This window comes from Paenirhizobium cremeum (assembly GCF_022884085.1).
Taxonomy (GTDB): domain Bacteria; phylum Pseudomonadota; class Alphaproteobacteria; order Rhizobiales; family Rhizobiaceae; genus Allorhizobium; species Allorhizobium cremeum.
Window position 1 is genome coordinate 1 of the sequence record NZ_JAGGCS010000016.1, and the last position, 15,353, is coordinate 15,353.

14 protein-coding genes are annotated in these 15,353 nt (G+C 59.6%); 7 read left to right on the plus strand and 7 right to left on the minus strand.

All coding sequences use genetic code 11. From position 1 onward, the window contains the following. Window positions 1–80: 80 nt before the first annotated feature. Complete coding sequence (gene ppaT, locus J5N58_RS22245; RefSeq protein ID WP_113443686.1) at window positions 81–1,259, minus strand: pyridoxamine--pyruvate transaminase; 1,179 nt, start codon at window positions 1,257–1,259, stop codon at window positions 81–83. A gap of 191 nt (window positions 1,260–1,450) precedes the next feature. Between ppaT and J5N58_RS22250 the strand changes: the two genes are divergently transcribed. The 7 genes from J5N58_RS22250 (at window position 1,451) to J5N58_RS22280 (ending at window position 9,854) form a co-directional block, all read left to right on the plus strand. Further along, window positions 1,451–2,368, plus strand: a complete 918-nt coding sequence (locus J5N58_RS22250) for a phosphate/phosphite/phosphonate ABC transporter substrate-binding protein (RefSeq protein WP_244713123.1) — start codon at window positions 1,451–1,453, stop codon at window positions 2,366–2,368. A gap of 84 nt (window positions 2,369–2,452) precedes the next feature. Continuing rightward, window positions 2,453–3,379 carry a fatty acid desaturase gene (locus J5N58_RS22255; RefSeq protein ID WP_113443691.1) on the plus strand — a complete coding sequence of 309 codons (927 nt, stop codon included), beginning with the start codon at window positions 2,453–2,455 and terminating at the stop codon, window positions 3,377–3,379. Window positions 3,380–3,459: 80 nt separating this feature from the next. Further along, window positions 3,460–4,962, plus strand: coding sequence for an HAL/PAL/TAL family ammonia-lyase (locus J5N58_RS22260; protein ID WP_113443684.1), 1,503 nt, complete (start codon window positions 3,460–3,462; stop codon window positions 4,960–4,962). 406 nt (window positions 4,963–5,368) lie between these two features. Continuing rightward, a complete protein-coding gene (locus J5N58_RS22265; RefSeq protein WP_113443690.1) occupies window positions 5,369–6,298 on the plus strand; it encodes a sugar ABC transporter substrate-binding protein in 930 nt (309 codons plus the stop codon). Window positions 6,299–6,378: 80 nt separating this feature from the next. Then, a complete protein-coding gene (locus tag J5N58_RS22270) occupies window positions 6,379–7,917 on the plus strand; it encodes a sugar ABC transporter ATP-binding protein (protein WP_113443683.1) in 1,539 nt (512 codons plus the stop codon). Between the two features lie 30 nt (window positions 7,918–7,947). Continuing rightward, window positions 7,948–8,979, plus strand: a complete 1,032-nt coding sequence (locus tag J5N58_RS22275; RefSeq protein WP_113338007.1) for an ABC transporter permease — start codon at window positions 7,948–7,950, stop codon at window positions 8,977–8,979. Between the two features lie 62 nt (window positions 8,980–9,041). After that, entirely contained in the window at window positions 9,042–9,854 is an 813-nt protein-coding gene (locus J5N58_RS22280) for a TIM barrel protein (protein ID WP_244713125.1), read from the plus strand. A gap of 6 nt (window positions 9,855–9,860) precedes the next feature. Here the strand turns inward: J5N58_RS22280 and J5N58_RS22285 are convergent, their stop codons facing one another. The 6 genes from J5N58_RS22285 to iolD all read right to left on the minus strand — a co-directional run bounded on the left by J5N58_RS22285 (window position 9,861) and on the right by iolD (window position 15,305). Beyond that, window positions 9,861–10,148 carry a type II toxin-antitoxin system RelE/ParE family toxin gene (locus tag J5N58_RS22285; RefSeq protein WP_113443681.1) on the minus strand — a complete coding sequence of 96 codons (288 nt, stop codon included), beginning with the start codon at window positions 10,146–10,148 and terminating at the stop codon, window positions 9,861–9,863. Continuing rightward, window positions 10,135–10,431, minus strand: a complete 297-nt coding sequence (locus tag J5N58_RS22290; protein WP_113443680.1) for a type II toxin-antitoxin system RelB/DinJ family antitoxin — start codon at window positions 10,429–10,431, stop codon at window positions 10,135–10,137. The genes J5N58_RS22285 and J5N58_RS22290 overlap by 14 nt, the downstream gene beginning before the upstream one ends. Before the next feature lie 87 nt (window positions 10,432–10,518). Then, window positions 10,519–11,640 (minus strand): Gfo/Idh/MocA family protein, encoded by a 1,122-nt coding sequence (locus tag J5N58_RS22295; RefSeq protein WP_244713127.1) that lies wholly within the window; start codon window positions 11,638–11,640, stop codon window positions 10,519–10,521. A gap of 48 nt (window positions 11,641–11,688) precedes the next feature. Next, entirely contained in the window at window positions 11,689–12,498 is an 810-nt protein-coding gene (gene iolB, locus J5N58_RS22300; protein WP_244713129.1) for a 5-deoxy-glucuronate isomerase, read from the minus strand. Window positions 12,499–12,573: 75 nt separating this feature from the next. Next, on the minus strand, window positions 12,574–13,482 hold the full coding sequence (gene iolE, locus J5N58_RS22305; protein WP_244713131.1) for a myo-inosose-2 dehydratase: 909 nt from the start codon (window positions 13,480–13,482) through the stop codon (window positions 12,574–12,576). A gap of 2 nt (window positions 13,483–13,484) precedes the next feature. Continuing rightward, the gene (iolD, locus tag J5N58_RS22310; protein WP_244713134.1) at window positions 13,485–15,305 is read right to left on the minus strand and encodes a 3D-(3,5/4)-trihydroxycyclohexane-1,2-dione acylhydrolase (decyclizing); all 1,821 of its coding nucleotides are present in this window, start codon (window positions 15,303–15,305) and stop codon (window positions 13,485–13,487) included. Window positions 15,306–15,353: the final 48 nt, after the last annotated feature.

The following is a 15,353-nucleotide window of genomic DNA, read 5'->3' on the forward strand; positions in this document are numbered from 1 at the left end:
CAGCATTTAGGGCCGCAGATCTGGAGCTGATCAGACGATGCGGCAGCGCTCCGCTCGGCATTCATGCAGCAGTCTTTGGTTCATGTCATGCTGTCAATCACAGCCATGACGGCCGCAGCGCCAGCCCCGACGTCGCAGGGCTTGCCCGACATCCGTGCAATTGCGCTGCCAAGGGCTGTTACGGCGATCAAGGCGTAGATGGGCCTCGCCGTTGGCCCCATGTGTCCGATACGCACCAGCCTGTTGAAAGTTGCGCCACGTCCTGCGGAGATCACAACGCCATAGACTTCCCGCATGGTCTGGCGAAGGGCGGTTTCGTCGATCCCTTCCGGCAGACGGATGGCCGTTGTGGTCGGCGAGGCGAAGTCTTCGGATGCGGCCCAAAGCTCGAGGCCCATCGCCTTTATCCCTGCGCGGCAGGCTCTTGCTGTCAGGGCATGACGAGCCCACACCGTCCCGGGACCTTCTGCGAGATAAAGGTCAAGGGCTGCTTCGAGAGCATTGATCTCGGCAACGGATGGAGTGAAAGGGAAAGGCTTTTCCCTTTTCCAGGCGTCTTCCCAATCGAGTATGCTGAGGATCGAACCGCGTGGCGCGTTTGGATTGCGCTTCATCTTGGCCCAGCCTTTATCGCTGACAGCTAGCAGCGATAGCCCAGGCGGGCAGCCGAGGCATTTATTCGGCCCGGCGACGAATATGTCGGCCTTGACGTCTTCGGGCATGATCTCCATGCCCCCAAAGGAAGAAACGGCGTCGATCACGAAGATCGCTTTGCTACTGGCGACGATCTCGCCGATCTCTTTGACCGGATTGATGGTGCCGGAAGGTGTATCGTGATGGCAGACCGTGACCACAGCGATCTCGGGACGAGCAGCCAGCATTGCTGCGACCGATGCCGGGTCGATGACCTCGTTGAAGGGAACGCGGATCTCGAGATATTCCCTGGCATGAGGCTCCAGCCAGGAGCGGTAACCGTCGCCATAGACGCCGGAGGCGAGGTTGAGGACGACATCCTCCTCGGACAAGGCTGAAGCCCCCACTGCTTCCAGGGCAAGGACCGGCTCTCCCTGCAGAATGACCGGAACATTGGCCGAAGCGAATGCAGCCTGAGCCTTGAGGTTGACGCGTTCGTAAGTTTGCAGAAAAGTGGGATCCTGATCGTAGAGCACGGGTTTTCCGAGCGCCTGGAGGACTTCGGGATAGCAGTTCACAGGGCCGGTGGTGAGAGTGAAGACGGGATCCGGAATTCTTGTGGTCATTGCACGCGGCCTCGTACGGTTTCGACGCGGGGAACATCCGGCACATTACCAAAGATAGTTTGTCTTCAGGGAGGCGGGTTTCAAGAAAGGACCAGTCGCCGCGATAAACTGCGAACACGCGGAGACAGGTTCGCTGGTGTGTTTCAAAACCCCGGAAATCTCAGGAAAACCGGAAATCCCGCTTTGCTACGATGGCAAGTTATGTCAGCTTGTATAGACATAATGAGGGGCGATTATGGTGGAAAACGTCTGGCATGCGAGATGAGCGGCATTTTTCGCCGACCGGGGACAATGGCGGCGCCGGGATTGCCAGTCTCGCGATGTATTCCGGCCCGGCTCAGATCGCGGCGGCGAATGAGGCGCTTTGGCATTTCCTGCGTGACGGACTGCGGCAGGAAGGGATAAGTCCGGTCCCCGGCGGATTGGATGACCAACTGGCTTATGACCGGGCATGGCTTCATCCTGCTCTCGTATTCGCCCAGACCTGCGGATATCCCTATCTCCACCGCTTGCGCAACCATGTACGTCTCGTAGCTACTCCGTGTTACGCCTATCCTGGCTGCGACGGCCCTAACTCCTGCAGTTTCATTGTGATCCGCGTCGACAGCACCGCATGTTCTTTGGACGAATTTTACGGTGCGACCGCGGCGATCAATGGTCGTGACAGCAATTCCGGAATGAACCTGTTTCGGCGGGCTGTTGCGCCCTTTGCCCGGAATGGTCGTTTCTTCTCGGCAGTGGTTGAAACGGGCAGCCATATCGCGAGCGTCGACGCTGTTACCGCCGGGGTCGCCGATGTGGCCGCCATCGATTGTGTCACCTATGGCAACTTTCTTCGTTTCGATCCGGATCGTCTGGCAAATGTCCGTATTCTCGCCGCTACGCCGTCAGGTCCTGGTCTGCCGTTCATAGCGCGGAAAACCATGCCCGACGGTGACGTTGAGGTTCTTCGACATGTCCTGCGAGCGGCGCTTGCAGATCCTATGATGGGGGAGGTTCGGGACACTCTTTCGCTTTGCGATGTCGTGGAACTTTCCGACGACGATTACGACCAGCTCCTTGTGCTCGAAAGGGAGGCCCTCGCGATGGGATATCCGACGCTTGCCTGAGGAGTGTCTTTGCTAGATTGTCTATATTTAACATGGAATATATGTAAAAAACTCTCCATGCGGCACGTTTTCTGGAGCCCGTTCATGTCGGCCAATAGAAGATCACCCATTCAATCCCTCCCGCAGGTTCGTCGTATCGAGTGGCAAACGGTCGTGCTGGCGATCGTCATCTATGGCGGGTTCCTCGCCGTGACATGGTGGTGGGAAGCCTTGCCGATCCTTGTGGTTGCCGTCATCGGTGCTTGGCTGATCGCCTGGCACGGATCGTTGCAGCATGAGGTGATCCACGGGCATCCGACGCGCAATCAATGGATAAACGATGCGATCGGCTGGCCGCCTATTTCGCTTTGGCTTCCCTATGCGATCTACAAGGAAAGTCATCTCATCCATCATCGCGACGAGCACTTGACGGATCCTATCGAAGATCCGGAGTCCTACTATTTCACATGGGTCGCATGGAACGCGATGGGTTCGATTGGCCAGACGCTTTCGCGCTGGAACACGACGCTTCTCGGTCGTCTGACCATCGGTCCCGCCGTCATGCTGTTCGTCTTCTTAGGGCGGGAAGCGCTGACGATCCTGCGCGGCGACCGACGGCGCGCAATGATATGGGTTCGCCACGGTCTTGGGGTGGGGGTGTTGCTTTTTTGGGTGCTCTACATCTGTAGCATGCCCTTCTGGCTCTATTTTCTGGGTTTTGTCTATGCCGGTGCGGCCTTGAGCCGGCTGCGTTCCTATGCCGAGCATCGTTATGCCGACAGCTATGAGGAGCGTACCGCGATCGTGGAGAACAGCCCGCTGTTTGGATTGTTGTTCCTCCATAACAACCTGCATGTTCTGCATCATGAACGCCCCGGCGTTCCCTGGTATCAGATTCCGGCTCTCTATCGCCGTGAGCGGGATGCGCTGGTCGCGCTCAATGGCGGGCTGCTTTATGATGGTTATCTCGACGTCGCTCGCCGTTATCTATTGAAACCACATCATGATCCGCGGCATCCGCAACATTCCTGAAACTGCGCAACGCCTGCTTCATCCCGAGGGCCGCCGACCGGGATGCCTGTCATGCCCAAGCAGGCGAAAGGAAGATAGCCATGAGTAACCCGGTCATTCTCGATGGTTCCCTGACATGGCCGGAGATCGCGGCCGTCGCCGGTGGCGCAAAATTGCAGCTGTCCGATGACGCCTGGTGCCGGATCGAGCGCGCACGCGAAATCACCGAAGCACTGGTTGCAAACGGCATTCGTGGCTACGGCATCAACACCGGTGTTGGCGCCCTCTGCGATGTCGTCATTGATGAGAGCCAGCAGAAGGCTCTGTCGCGTAATATCCTGCTCAGCCATGCATGCGGCGTTGGGGAACCGCTCGGTCGCGCCGAAACTCGCGCCGTCATGGCGGCGCAGATCGCCAATTTCGCCCATGGTTACTCCGGAGTTCGCCGAGAGACGGTTGAAGGTCTGCTGACCTTGTTGAATGCGGACCTCCTGCCGGTCATTCCGTCGAGAGGTTCGGTCGGCTACCTCACCCATGCCGCTGCAATCGGCACAGTGTTAATTGGCGAGGGGAAGGTTCGGCATGCCGGGACGACCATGTCCGGCAAGGACGCTCTCCATCGGATGGAATTGCAGCCCCTTGTACCGCTTGCCAAGGAGGGACTTAGCCTGGTCAACGGTACACCGTGTGCGACTGGGCTCGCATCTCTGGCGCTCGCCCGTATGGCGGGGCTGCTGGAATGGGCGGATGCGGCTGCGGCGCTGACGTATGAGAGCCTTGGCGCGCAGGCCGATCCATTCGCCGCAATGCCTCTCGCCCTTCGCAAATCATCCGGTCTGCAGACGGTTGGCACAAATCTGCGGCGCTGGCTGGAAGGTAGCGAACGGTTGAAGCAATCGGCCGGCAGCCGCACCCAGGATCCCTTGAGCCTGCGCGCGGTGCCGCAGATACACGGTGCCGTGCGTGATGCCTTCACGCAGGTTGCTGAAGTCGTGGACCGCGAGCTCTCCAGTGTCACGGACAATCCGGTGGTCGCCGGAACGGCGTCGGCTCCGGAGGTCCATTCTCAGGCCCATGCCGTGGGAGCCGCGCTCGGCCTCGCCATGGACTCGCTGGCTGTTGCGGCGGCCGAGCTTGCGGCCATTTCCGAGCGACGGATAGATCGGTTGGTAAATCCCCTCGTCAGTGGCCTTCCGGCCTTTCTCGCTGCCGAAAACGGCGTTTGCTCCGGTTTCATGATCGTCCAGTACACAGCGGCCGCGCTTGTGGCGGAGAACCGACGGCTTGCTGCGCCTGCGAGCCTCGATGGTGGCATCACCTCTGCTCTTCAGGAGGACATCCTCACCCATGCAACGCCGGCGGCCGACAAGGCCCTCTCCATCATCGACAATCTCGCCACCGTGCTTGCGATAGAGCTTCTTGCCGCGGCGCAGGCCTTCGACATGCAGCCGCAAACGCTCCCGGCTGCCGCGGCGACGAGCGTTCTTCAGGACCGGATACGCTCCCGTGCTCCTTATTACAGGGACGATCGCCCCTTGAATGCTCTTGTGCTCGACGTGAAAGAACTGGTCAGCGCCGGCCTGCCCAGGCTCGATCTCGGTTGAGCATGGGGTCCGGCGATCCGGCTGCATGGCGGATCTGCCAGTCAGCATACATGTCATTCCCTATTCCTGCCGGGCCGGCGGGGATGACGCGACCCTATCTGGAGATCTTCGCGAACGGGCGATGGCGCGCTTGAACGCCCGATAAACAAGGCGATTGATCGCAGCATCAAGCCGCTCTTTGGCAGGCTCGTGCACCCGACCAGGAGGGAAGAGCCGCACTTGCTCAATTTCCATAGGGGTGATTGACGCGCATTCCAAAAAATGGAATAAATAGTTTGCGAGATGGCAAATACGGTTTCTTTATTCCGTTTTTCTCATCGAACATTTGAGGATATGCGACCGGTCGGGGAGGCCGGTTTCCGGCATGAACGAGTGGCGCCGGACACACTGGGAGGAGAAGATCATGATGAAGAAGCTCGTACTGGGCGCGGCCGTTTCCGTGCTCCTGAGCACTGCCGCGCATGCGGAAACCGTCGGTGTTTCCATGGCGTTGTTCGACGATAACTTCCTGACCGTCCTGCGCAACGGCATGCAGGATTATGCCAAGGGCATGGACGGCGTTTCGCTGCAGGTCGAGGACGCACAGAACGACGTTGCAAAGCAGCAGAGCCAGATCCAGAATTTCATTGCTGCAGGCGTCGATGCCATTATCGTCAATCCGGTCGATACCGATGCCACGGTTGCAATGTCGAAACTCGCAGCAGACGCCGGCATTCCGCTGGTCTACGTCAATCGCGAGCCGGTCAACGTCAACGAACTGCCGGATAAGCAGTCCTTCGTCGCATCGGAAGAGATCGTTGCCGGCACCCTTGAAGCCAAGGAAGTCTGCCGTCTTCTCGGAGGCAAGGGCAAGGCCGTTGTGATGATGGGCGAACTCTCCAACCAGGGCGCTCGCATGCGCACCCAGGCCGTTCGCGAAGTCGTTGCGACCGATGAGTGCAAGGGCATCGAGATCGTCGAGGAGCAGACCGCCAACTGGCAGCGCACCCAGGGGGCCGACCTCGTGACCAACTGGCTGTCGAGCGGTCTCGAATTCAATGCTGTCATCGCCAACAACGACGAAATGGCGATCGGCGCGATCCAGGCGCTGAAGGCTGCTGGCAAGGACATGAAGGATTATGTCGTGGCCGGTGTCGATGCGACCCAGGACGCACTGGCTGCCATGGAAGCCGGCGATCTTGACGTCACCGTGTTCCAGAACGCTGCGGGTCAGGGCAAGGGGGCTTTCGATGCGGCCCTGAAGCTCGCCAAGGGTGAAGCCGTCGACAAGAAGGTCTACATTCCCTTCGAGCTCGTGACGCCGGCAAACCTCAAGGATTACCAGGCCAAGAACTGATCTTTCCTTCAGGAAAGACCGAAAGGAATGCGGGCTTTGGCCCGCATTCCACCCCGCATGATGAGCGAGGAGACATCGATATGGTCAGCCCGACGACGATGGCTGCTGTCCGCAAGAGCGGCGCAATCCCGAATGCCGAATTTCTCCTGCTAGCAGAAGGTATCCGCAAGGAATTTCCAGGTGTTGTGGCGCTCGATGACGTCAGCTTCCAGCTAAAACGTGGCAGCGTGCACGCCCTGATGGGGGAGAACGGCGCCGGCAAATCCACGCTGATGAAGATCCTTGCCGGCATCTATCAGCCCGATCAGGGCAGCGTGCGGATGAAGGGTGTCGAAATCCGGCTTCAATCGCCTCTAGACGCGCTCGAAAACGGCATCGCCATGATCCATCAGGAACTCAACCTGATGTCCTATATGACGGTTGCGGAAAACATCTGGATACGCCGCGAGCCGCTGAACCGTCTCGGTCTCGTCGATCACAAGGAGATGAACCGGAAGACGGCTGCTCTCTTCAATCGTCTGAATATCGCGATTCACCCTGAAACAAAGGTCGGTGATCTCTCAGTCGCGAACCGGCAGATGGTCGAAATCGCCAAGGCGGTTTCCTATGAGTCCGACGTCCTCATCATGGATGAGCCAACCTCGGCGCTGACGGAGCGCGAGGTGGAGCATCTGTTCCGGATCATTCGCGATCTGCGCGACCAGGGTATCGGCATCGTCTACATCACCCACAAGATGAACGAATTATTCGAGATCGCCGACGAGTTCTCGGTTTTCCGCGACGGCAAGTACATCGGTACCCATGCGTCGAGCGATGTCACCCGCGATGACATCATCCGCATGATGGTTGGCCGCGAGATCACCCAGATGTTTCCCAAGGAGGATGTTCCGCTGGGGGATGTCGTTCTTTCCGTGAAGAACCTGACGCTCGATGGTGTCTTCCACGATGTCTCCTTCGATGTACGGGCCGGTGAGATTCTCGGCGTGGCTGGTCTCGTCGGCTCAGGGCGTTCGAACGTGGCGGAAACCCTGTTCGGTGTCACGCCGGCGTCATCGGGTTCCATCGAGATCGATGGCAAGCCGGTTGCGATCGACAGCCCGACCGAGGCGATCCGCAATCGCATGGCTTTCCTCACGGAGGACCGAAAGGATACCGGTTGTCTGCTGATCCTCTCGGTACTGGAAAACATGCAGCTTGCCGTGCTGCAGGATCGTTATGTCGACAAGGGCTTTGTCGAACAGAAGAGCCTCAACACGGCATGTGAGGACATGTGCCGCAAGCTACGTGTCAAGACGCCGAGCCTCAACGAACGCATCGAGAATCTTTCCGGCGGTAACCAGCAGAAAGTGCTGATCGGTCGCTGGATGCTGACCAATCCGAGGATACTCATTCTCGACGAACCAACCCGCGGCATCGATGTCGGCGCCAAGGCGGAAATTCATCGGCTGGTCACCGAAATGACCCGGAACGGCGTCGCCGTCATCATGATCTCGTCCGAAATGCCGGAAGTTCTCGGCATGAGCGATCGCGTCATGGTCATGCATGAAGGCCGCGTCACCGGCTTCCTCGACCGTTCGGAAGCCACACAGATCAAGGTCATGGACCTGGCGTCGCGCTGACGCCGTCCCGATGACCTAAGGGAGGAGATGATGAACCATCCAACTGCCACCAAGGCCGACGTCGATCTGAAGACAGGCCGGCCCAATAGCCATCGCATTCCGCCGGAAGCCAATATCCTGCTGGTGCTCATCGGCATTGCCCTGATATTCGAACTGCTCGGCTGGCTGTTCGTCGGCCAGAGCTTTTTGATGAACCCGCAGCGCCTGACGATCATGATCCTGCAGGTCGCGGTGATCGGCATCATCTCCGTCGGTGTGACACAGGTCATCATCACTGGCGGCATCGATCTGTCTTCGGGTTCCGTCGTTGGCATGACGGCGATGATCTCGGCAAGTTTCGCCCAGTCTTCGACCTGGTCGCGCGCACTCTATCCGGGCCTCACGGACATGCCGTTCTTCGTTCCGATCGCCATCGGCATTCTGATCGGTCTGCTCGCGGGCTATATCAACGGCCAGTTGATCGCCAGAACCAAGATCCCGCCTTTCATTGCCACATTGGGCATGATGGTGACGGCGCGCGGTATCTCCAAGTGGTACACCAAGGGTCAGCCCGTTTCCGGCCTGACCGAGCAGTTCACCTTCATCGGTACCGGCATCTGGCCCGTGGTGGTGTTCCTCCTCGTCGCTGTGATCTTCCACATCGCACTGCGTTACACCCGCTACGGCAAGTTCACCTATGCGATTGGCGCCAATGTGCAGGCGGCTCGGGTTTCCGGTATCAATGTCGAAAAGCACTTGGTCAAGGTCTATGCCATCGCCGGCATGCTGGCCGGCCTTGCAGGCATCGTCACCGCAGCCCGCGCACAGACCGCACAGGCCGGCATGGGCGTGATGTACGAACTCGATGCGATCGCCGCAGCCGTCATCGGCGGTACATCGCTTTCGGGAGGTGCGGGCCGCATTACCGGCACAGTCATTGGCACGATCATTCTTGGCGTCATGACTTCGGGCTTCACCTTCCTGCGCGTCGATGCCTACTACCAGGAAATCATCAAGGGCATGATTATCGTGGCCGCCGTGGTTGCAGACGTCTACCGCCAGAAGAAGCGCGCGAAACGCTGATCTCCTCCTCAACCTCCGGGCCGGCTATGCCGGCCCTTTTTCCATTCGGAGTAGGAATTTCCATGGCCGATATCTCTTTCGCGCTGAACCATATGTCAGCGCCGCAACTGCTGCTGCCGGCCTTCTTCGACCTCGCGCGAAAGCTCGGAACAAGGGCAGTCGAGATCCGTAACGATCTTGAAGGCAACGCCATCCTCGACGGAACGCCGGCAGCCGATATCCGGAAGCTGGCGGAAGATCGGGGGCTCACGATCCTCTCGATCAACGCGCTGCAGCGGTTCAACGAATGGACACCGGAACGCGAGGAGGAAGCGAAGGCGCTCGCGGACTACGCTCGCGATTGCGGTGCGCGCGCCCTTGTTCTCGTACCTGTCAATGATGGCAGCGGTCGCGCCGATGGCGAACGGCAGGCGAATTTGCGCAAGGCGCTGAAAGGTCTGCAGCCCATTCTGGCCGATACCGGGATCGGTGGTCTTGTTGAGCCGCTGGGCTTTCCGATCTGTTCGCTCCGCTCCAAAAGGGAAGCCGTCGAAGCGATCAACGAACTCGGCTTCGGCGCAAGCTTTCGGCTTGTGCATGATACCTTCCATCACTATCTGGCCGGCGAACCCGAATTCTACCCGGCACAGACCGGCCTCGTGCATATTTCCGGCGTCACCGACAAGGCCGTTGGCGTCGATGACATGCTCGACGCCCATCGCGTGCTGGTCGATAGCGAAGATCGGCTCGGCAATATCGGCCAGATTCGGACACTGCGCGAGCAAGGCTATTCCGGATTCTTCTCGTTTGAGCCTTTTGCCTCTTCGGTGCACGAATTGTCGGACCCGGCTGAGGCTGTGGCGCGGTCGATCGAGTTCATCAGAGCTGGAATTTAGATGATATTAGGTATCGTGCGGCGGCCACTGCTGGGCGCCGTGCAATACGCGCAGAATTGAGATGGTCGTCCTGTTCTCGGTGTAGACAACGATATAGTTGGCGTGAACAATCATTTCCCGCGTTCCGGAGACCCTCCCCGTCCGATGGAGTTGGGGATACTCCGCCAGTCTCGACACCTTGGAAAGGATTTCGTCTTTGAGTCGTTGAGCGGCGCCGGGATTGTGATCCGCAATAAAGCCGATGATGGCAAGAAGGTCCTCGCGGGCCGTCTGGCGCCATTCAATCCTGAGCACGGCGTTTCCTGTCGATCAATGCCTGAACTTCATCCATAACGACATCGTGCGAGGCCGGTGGTCGGTCATCAGCCAAGGCTTCGCGTACCTTTTCACGAAACCAGGCATCATGTGCCGCGGGATCGACAGTGAGGCCGGCTGGAAGCCCGCCTTCCCGCGTTATGCGGGTCAGAAGAATTCTCACGGCGTCGGAGACTGTGAGGCCCACGATAGCCAGGGTCTCGGAGGCTTCGCTCTTCAGTTTCTCGTCGACACGTATATGAAGCATCGAGGTCTTGGACATAGTTCGCTCCTGAGTATTCAAGAACGAATTATGTATCTCAAATGAGTGACGAGCAAGGGGTGATCCCGCGTTTTGTCTCCTCGACCGTCACGCTTCGCCGGTACTGATCCAGCGTTTTTCGGTAAAGGCCCGAGCCATGGCGTGCACGGAACGCTCGATCTTCAGCCCTTCCTCGAAATCGATGACATACGCTTCTTCACCGCCGATTGCGGCGATCAGTTCGCGGCATTCGATGATCTTCAGATCGTTGAAGCCGAGGCCGTGGCCGGGGGCGGGAATGAACCGGTCGTAGGGCTTGTGGTGCGGGGCGGCGAGGATCGTGCGGAAACCCAGCTCCTCCGGCCGGCCGGAGGCCTGATAGAGCTGGAACTCGTTCATTCGCTCCTGATCGTAGAGGATGGAGCCTTTCGAGCCGAAGATCTGCACGGCAATGCGGCCCTTGCGCCCCCAGGCGGAGCGGTTTGCCATAAGCACGGCGGAAATTCCGCCTTCCAGCTTCATCAATACACTTGCGATGTCGTGGTTCTCGACCTCGCGGTCGCCACCATCCTTCAGCGGCCGGGTCGGATAGGGTTTCACCATGTCAGTGACCACGCTTTCCACATGGCCGAAAAGCTTGAAGAGCAGGGAGAGCGGATGAACGGCGAAGTCGTCGAGCGCACCATAGCCGGAGGTGATCTCACTCTTCCAGTAGAATGGCGTTTCGGGATCGGCCATGAAGTCCTCGTCCATCTCGACACGGACGTGGTTGACGCTTCCGATCGCGCCTTCGTCGATCAGACGGCGGATGTGGCGGATCATCGGATTCTGGATGTAGTTGTAACCCATCACGGCGGCTCGGCCGGATTTCTTCGCCACATCGCGCATGCGTATTGCGTCCTGCAGGGCCGGCGCCATGGGCTTCTCGCACCAGACATGCTTGCCGGCCTCAAGAGCCGCGATTGCCATTTCGGGGTGGAAAGCATTGGGTGTTGTCACCGAGATGACGTCGATTTCCGGATCGGAAAGCAGGTCTTGCCAGTTGCCGGTTGACTGGGCGAACCCGAGTTCCGCTGCTTTCCTCGACGCCAGATCCGCATTCACTTCCGCGACCGTCACGAGGCGGGGCCGGGCCACGTCGCCGAAGACGCTGGCGACGCTGTTCCATGCCAGCGCATGGCATTTGCCCATATAACCCGTGCCGATCAGGCCGATACCGAGACCGCTCATGTTCTCCTCCCGGGAGCTTCGTTGAAAGGATGGTGTTGGGTCAGCGCGTCAGGAATTGTCGCGCCGGAAGATCCAGTCGTGATCCGGATGGTTCTTGAAGCGCCACTTGCGCAGGGGGCCAGCCATGACGTTGAGGTAATACATCTCGTAGCCGTAGGGCGCGCCACAGGGGTGATGACCCTTTGGCACAAGCACGACATCGCCATCGGAGACGGCCATCGTCTCGTCCAGCGATCCGTCCTCGGTGAAGACCCGCTGGAAGCCGAAACCCTGCGCCGGGTTCAGCCGGTGGTAATAGGTCTCCTCGAGATAGGTCATGTCAGGATAATTGTCCTGGTCATGCCGGTGCGGCGGGTAGGACGACCAGTTGCCCTGGGGAGTGAAGACCTCGGTCACCAGCAATGCCTCGGCGACGTCGCGGTCCTCCATGGCGATGGCATGGACGTAACGCGTATTGGCGCCCTTGCCGCGTTCGCTGAGCGAAATGCCTGCAGGGCCGATCACCTGCGCCTCGCGACCCGCTGTTGCGGGAGCAGTGCAGACGGCGAGCGTGCAGTCCGTCGTGGCGACCGCCGACCACTCATTCTCTGCAGGAACGTAGACACAGTGCGGCGGAGTGCGTTCGAAGACGCTCATACGGTCTCCGAGCTCCCCGAAAGCCTTGCCGCTGCCGGTGATTTCCGCCTTGCCTTCGACGAGCACGAGAATGACTTCCGTATCGCCGGTCTGTTCGGCGGCTCTTTCGCCGGCCTTCAGTAGATAAAGGCCGAAGCCGACATAGCCCCAGCCGGCGCTGGTCGGGGTGATGTCATGAACCTTGCCGGACGTTCCCGACGGCTTGCGCAAGAGCGAACTCATCTATCATCTCCCTGCCGATCCATGATTTCCGGAATCGAGCGTGTCGTAGGGTTCATAAGGGGCGCGGTCGCTCTGTCAGGCTGCCGCTGCCTTGTCCAGCCCAGCCTCCCGAGCCATGGCTTTCAGCGATTTCAGGCCGAGGCTCTGGTACTGGAAGGGATTGCGGACATCCGGATCCTGTTCGGCCTCGATGACCAGCCAGCCCTGATAGCCGTGTGCTGCCGCAACGCCGAGGACTGACGGGAAATCGACGCCGCCCTCGGTATCGCCCGGTACGGTGAAGACGCCACGACGCACGCCTTCAAGGAAGGATAGGTTCTCCTCACGCACCTGTCTGGCGATGACCGGGCGGACGTTCTTTGCGTGGATATGGCCGACCCTGTTCATATACTTGCGGGCGACCCGTTCCGGATCGCCGCCGCCGAACAGGCAATGGCCGGTATCGAGCAGCAGCTTGGCATGCGGTCCGGTATTTTTCATCAGTTGGTCGATCTCGTCCTCGCTCTCGACGATGGTCCCCATGTGATGATGATAGACGAGGGTAATTCCCTGCGCGGCCGCATATTCGGCGAGAGCTTCGACGCCTGCGCCGAACGTCGCCCAATCCCCTTCGGCAAGCTTCGGTCGTGCATTGACTGCGACGGCGTCGTTACCGTGAATAGCGTTTGAGGTTTCGCAGACGATGATGACCTTGGAGCCCATGGCTTTCAGAAGATCGAGCGCCGGCTGCATGGCCATCTTTTCGTCCTCGATCGAATGGGTGAGCAGGTTCAGCGAATGCCAGCCGGATACGTAGCGCAAGCCGCGGGGTTCAAGAACGGCCTTGAGTCCGGCCGGATTTTCCGGGAACTTGTGGCCCTTCTCGATACCATCGAAACCGATCTTCGCTGTTTCGTCGAGGCACTGGTCGAGGCTGATATGAGCGCCGAGCGTGCGGTCGTCGTCATTGGACCAGGCAATCGGGTTTGTGCCGTAGAGGATCATGGTCAGTATCTTTCCTTGAGTGCGGCCTCGTAACGGGCGCGGGCTTGGTTGACTTCGGCGCGGGGCGAAACTTCGGGAACCGCGACGTCCCAGAAATGACCGCCGGCCTCTGGCGTGGGATAAGGGTCAGTGTCGATCACGATCACCGTCGTCACGGTCGATTCACGGGCGGCCGCGAGAGCCGATTCCAGTTCCGCGATGCTGGCGACCTTGCTGGCGACCGCGCCCATCGATGCCGCATGGGCGGCAAAATCGATTGCGATCGGATTGACGTTGGTATGGGCGTAGAGATTGTTGAACTCGGCTCCCCCGGTGCCCATCTGTAGCCGGTTGATGCATCCGTAACCGCGATTGTCGGTGATCACGAGGGTGATCTTCACACCCATTGCGACCGCGGTCGCAAGCTCTGAATTCATCATCATGTAGGAGCCGTCGCCGACCATGACGATGACGTCGCGGTCGGGTTCCGCCATTTTGATGCCGAGCCCGCCCGCGACCTCGTAGCCCATGCAGGAAAAGCCGTATTCCATGTGATAGGAGAGCGGCAGTTTCGCCTTCCAGAGTTGGTGCAGTTCGCCCGGCATGGTGCCGGCAGCGCACATGACGACGGTGTTGTCACGTGAGGACCGCTGAACGGCGCCGATCACCTGCATGTCGGTCGGCAGGCTGTTGCTGTCCTTGGGCGCGTTCGTCACCGCATCCGCCTTGGCGAACCAGCCGATCTTGATCGCCGGATCGGGTGCCTGGAACGTCTTGTCACCGAGGGCGGCTGAGAGCTGTTCAAGTCCAATTCTCGCATCTGCAGTCAGCGGGATCGCGTCGTGCTTGGCGCTGTCATAGGCCTGAACGTTGAGCGCGAGGATCTTGCGCGCCGGGTTCTTGAACAAAGCCCAGGAACCGGTGGTGAAATCCTGGAAGCGCGTACCGACACCGAATACGAGATCGGCTTTTTCGGAAACGATATTCGCGCATTCCGTTCCCGTGACGCCGACCGCGCCGAAGTTCAGCGGGTGATCCCATGCCATGACGGATTTGCCGGCCTGCGTTTCGACGACGGGAATCCTGTGCTTTTCTGCAAAAGCTCTGAGCGTTTCGGCGGCGCCGGAGAAATGTACACCCCCGCCGGCGACGATGACCGGGTTCTTTGCGGCCTTCAATACCGCAACCGCAGCTTCGAATTCACCCCTGTCAGGTTCGGGACGACGCATGCGCCAGACCCGCCTTTCGAAGAAGCTTTCCGGATAGTCATAGGCTTCTGCCTGAACGTCCTGGCAGAAGGCGAGGGTCACAGGCCCGCAATCGGCGGGGTCCGTCATCGTACGCATGGCGCGGGGCAGGGCCGTCAGAAGATGCTCGGGCCGTATGATCCGGTCGAAATAGCGGCTGACAGGACGGAAGCAGTCGTTGACCGAAACCGTGCCGTCACTGAAATCCTCGATCTGCTGCAAAACCGGGTCGGGGCCGCGATTGGCAAAGACATCGCCGGGAATGAAGAGCACCGGCAGGCGGTTTACATGGGCAAGGGCGGCCGCCGTCACCATGTTGAGCGCGCCGGGGCCGATCGACGAGGTGACCGCCATCGCGCGGCGGCGGCGAAGTTGTTTCGTATAGGCGATTGCGGCATGAGCCATGGATTGCTCGTTCTGTCCGCGCAGTGTCGGCAGTTCATCGCGAATTCCGTAGAGAGCTTCGCCGATCCCGGCGACGTTGCCGTGGCCGAAGATGGCCCAGACGCCGGCGATGTAGGGTTCGCCGTGCTCGTTCATCTGGTTCGCCAGATAGCGCACCATTGCCTGGGCGGCTGTCAGTCTGATCGTTTTCACGCCGCTTCTCCTCCCGGTCGGTTCGATTCCGATGTTACGGATGAACCG

What these genes read in the sequence shown, in the direction of transcription:
- ppaT (WP_113443686.1), bottom strand. Translation starts at nt 1,259, where the DNA reads ATGACCACAAGAATTCCGGATCCCGTCTTCACTCTCACCACCGGCCCT.
- J5N58_RS22250 (WP_244713123.1), top strand. Translation starts at nt 1,451, where the DNA reads ATGGCAAGTTATGTCAGCTTGTATAGACATAATGAGGGGCGATTATGG.
- J5N58_RS22255 (WP_113443691.1), top strand. Translation starts at nt 2,453, where the DNA reads ATGTCGGCCAATAGAAGATCACCCATTCAATCCCTCCCGCAGGTTCGT.
- J5N58_RS22260 (WP_113443684.1), top strand. Translation starts at nt 3,460, where the DNA reads ATGAGTAACCCGGTCATTCTCGATGGTTCCCTGACATGGCCGGAGATC.
- J5N58_RS22265 (WP_113443690.1), top strand. Translation starts at nt 5,369, where the DNA reads ATGAAGAAGCTCGTACTGGGCGCGGCCGTTTCCGTGCTCCTGAGCACT.
- J5N58_RS22270 (WP_113443683.1), top strand. Translation starts at nt 6,379, where the DNA reads ATGGTCAGCCCGACGACGATGGCTGCTGTCCGCAAGAGCGGCGCAATC.
- J5N58_RS22275 (WP_113338007.1), top strand. Translation starts at nt 7,948, where the DNA reads ATGAACCATCCAACTGCCACCAAGGCCGACGTCGATCTGAAGACAGGC.
- J5N58_RS22280 (WP_244713125.1), top strand. Translation starts at nt 9,042, where the DNA reads ATGGCCGATATCTCTTTCGCGCTGAACCATATGTCAGCGCCGCAACTG.
- J5N58_RS22290 (WP_113443680.1), bottom strand. Translation starts at nt 10,431, where the DNA reads ATGTCCAAGACCTCGATGCTTCATATACGTGTCGACGAGAAACTGAAG.
- J5N58_RS22295 (WP_244713127.1), bottom strand. Translation starts at nt 11,640, where the DNA reads ATGAGCGGTCTCGGTATCGGCCTGATCGGCACGGGTTATATGGGCAAA.
- iolB (WP_244713129.1), bottom strand. Translation starts at nt 12,498, where the DNA reads ATGAGTTCGCTCTTGCGCAAGCCGTCGGGAACGTCCGGCAAGGTTCAT.
- iolE (WP_244713131.1), bottom strand. Translation starts at nt 13,482, where the DNA reads ATGATCCTCTACGGCACAAACCCGATTGCCTGGTCCAATGACGACGAC.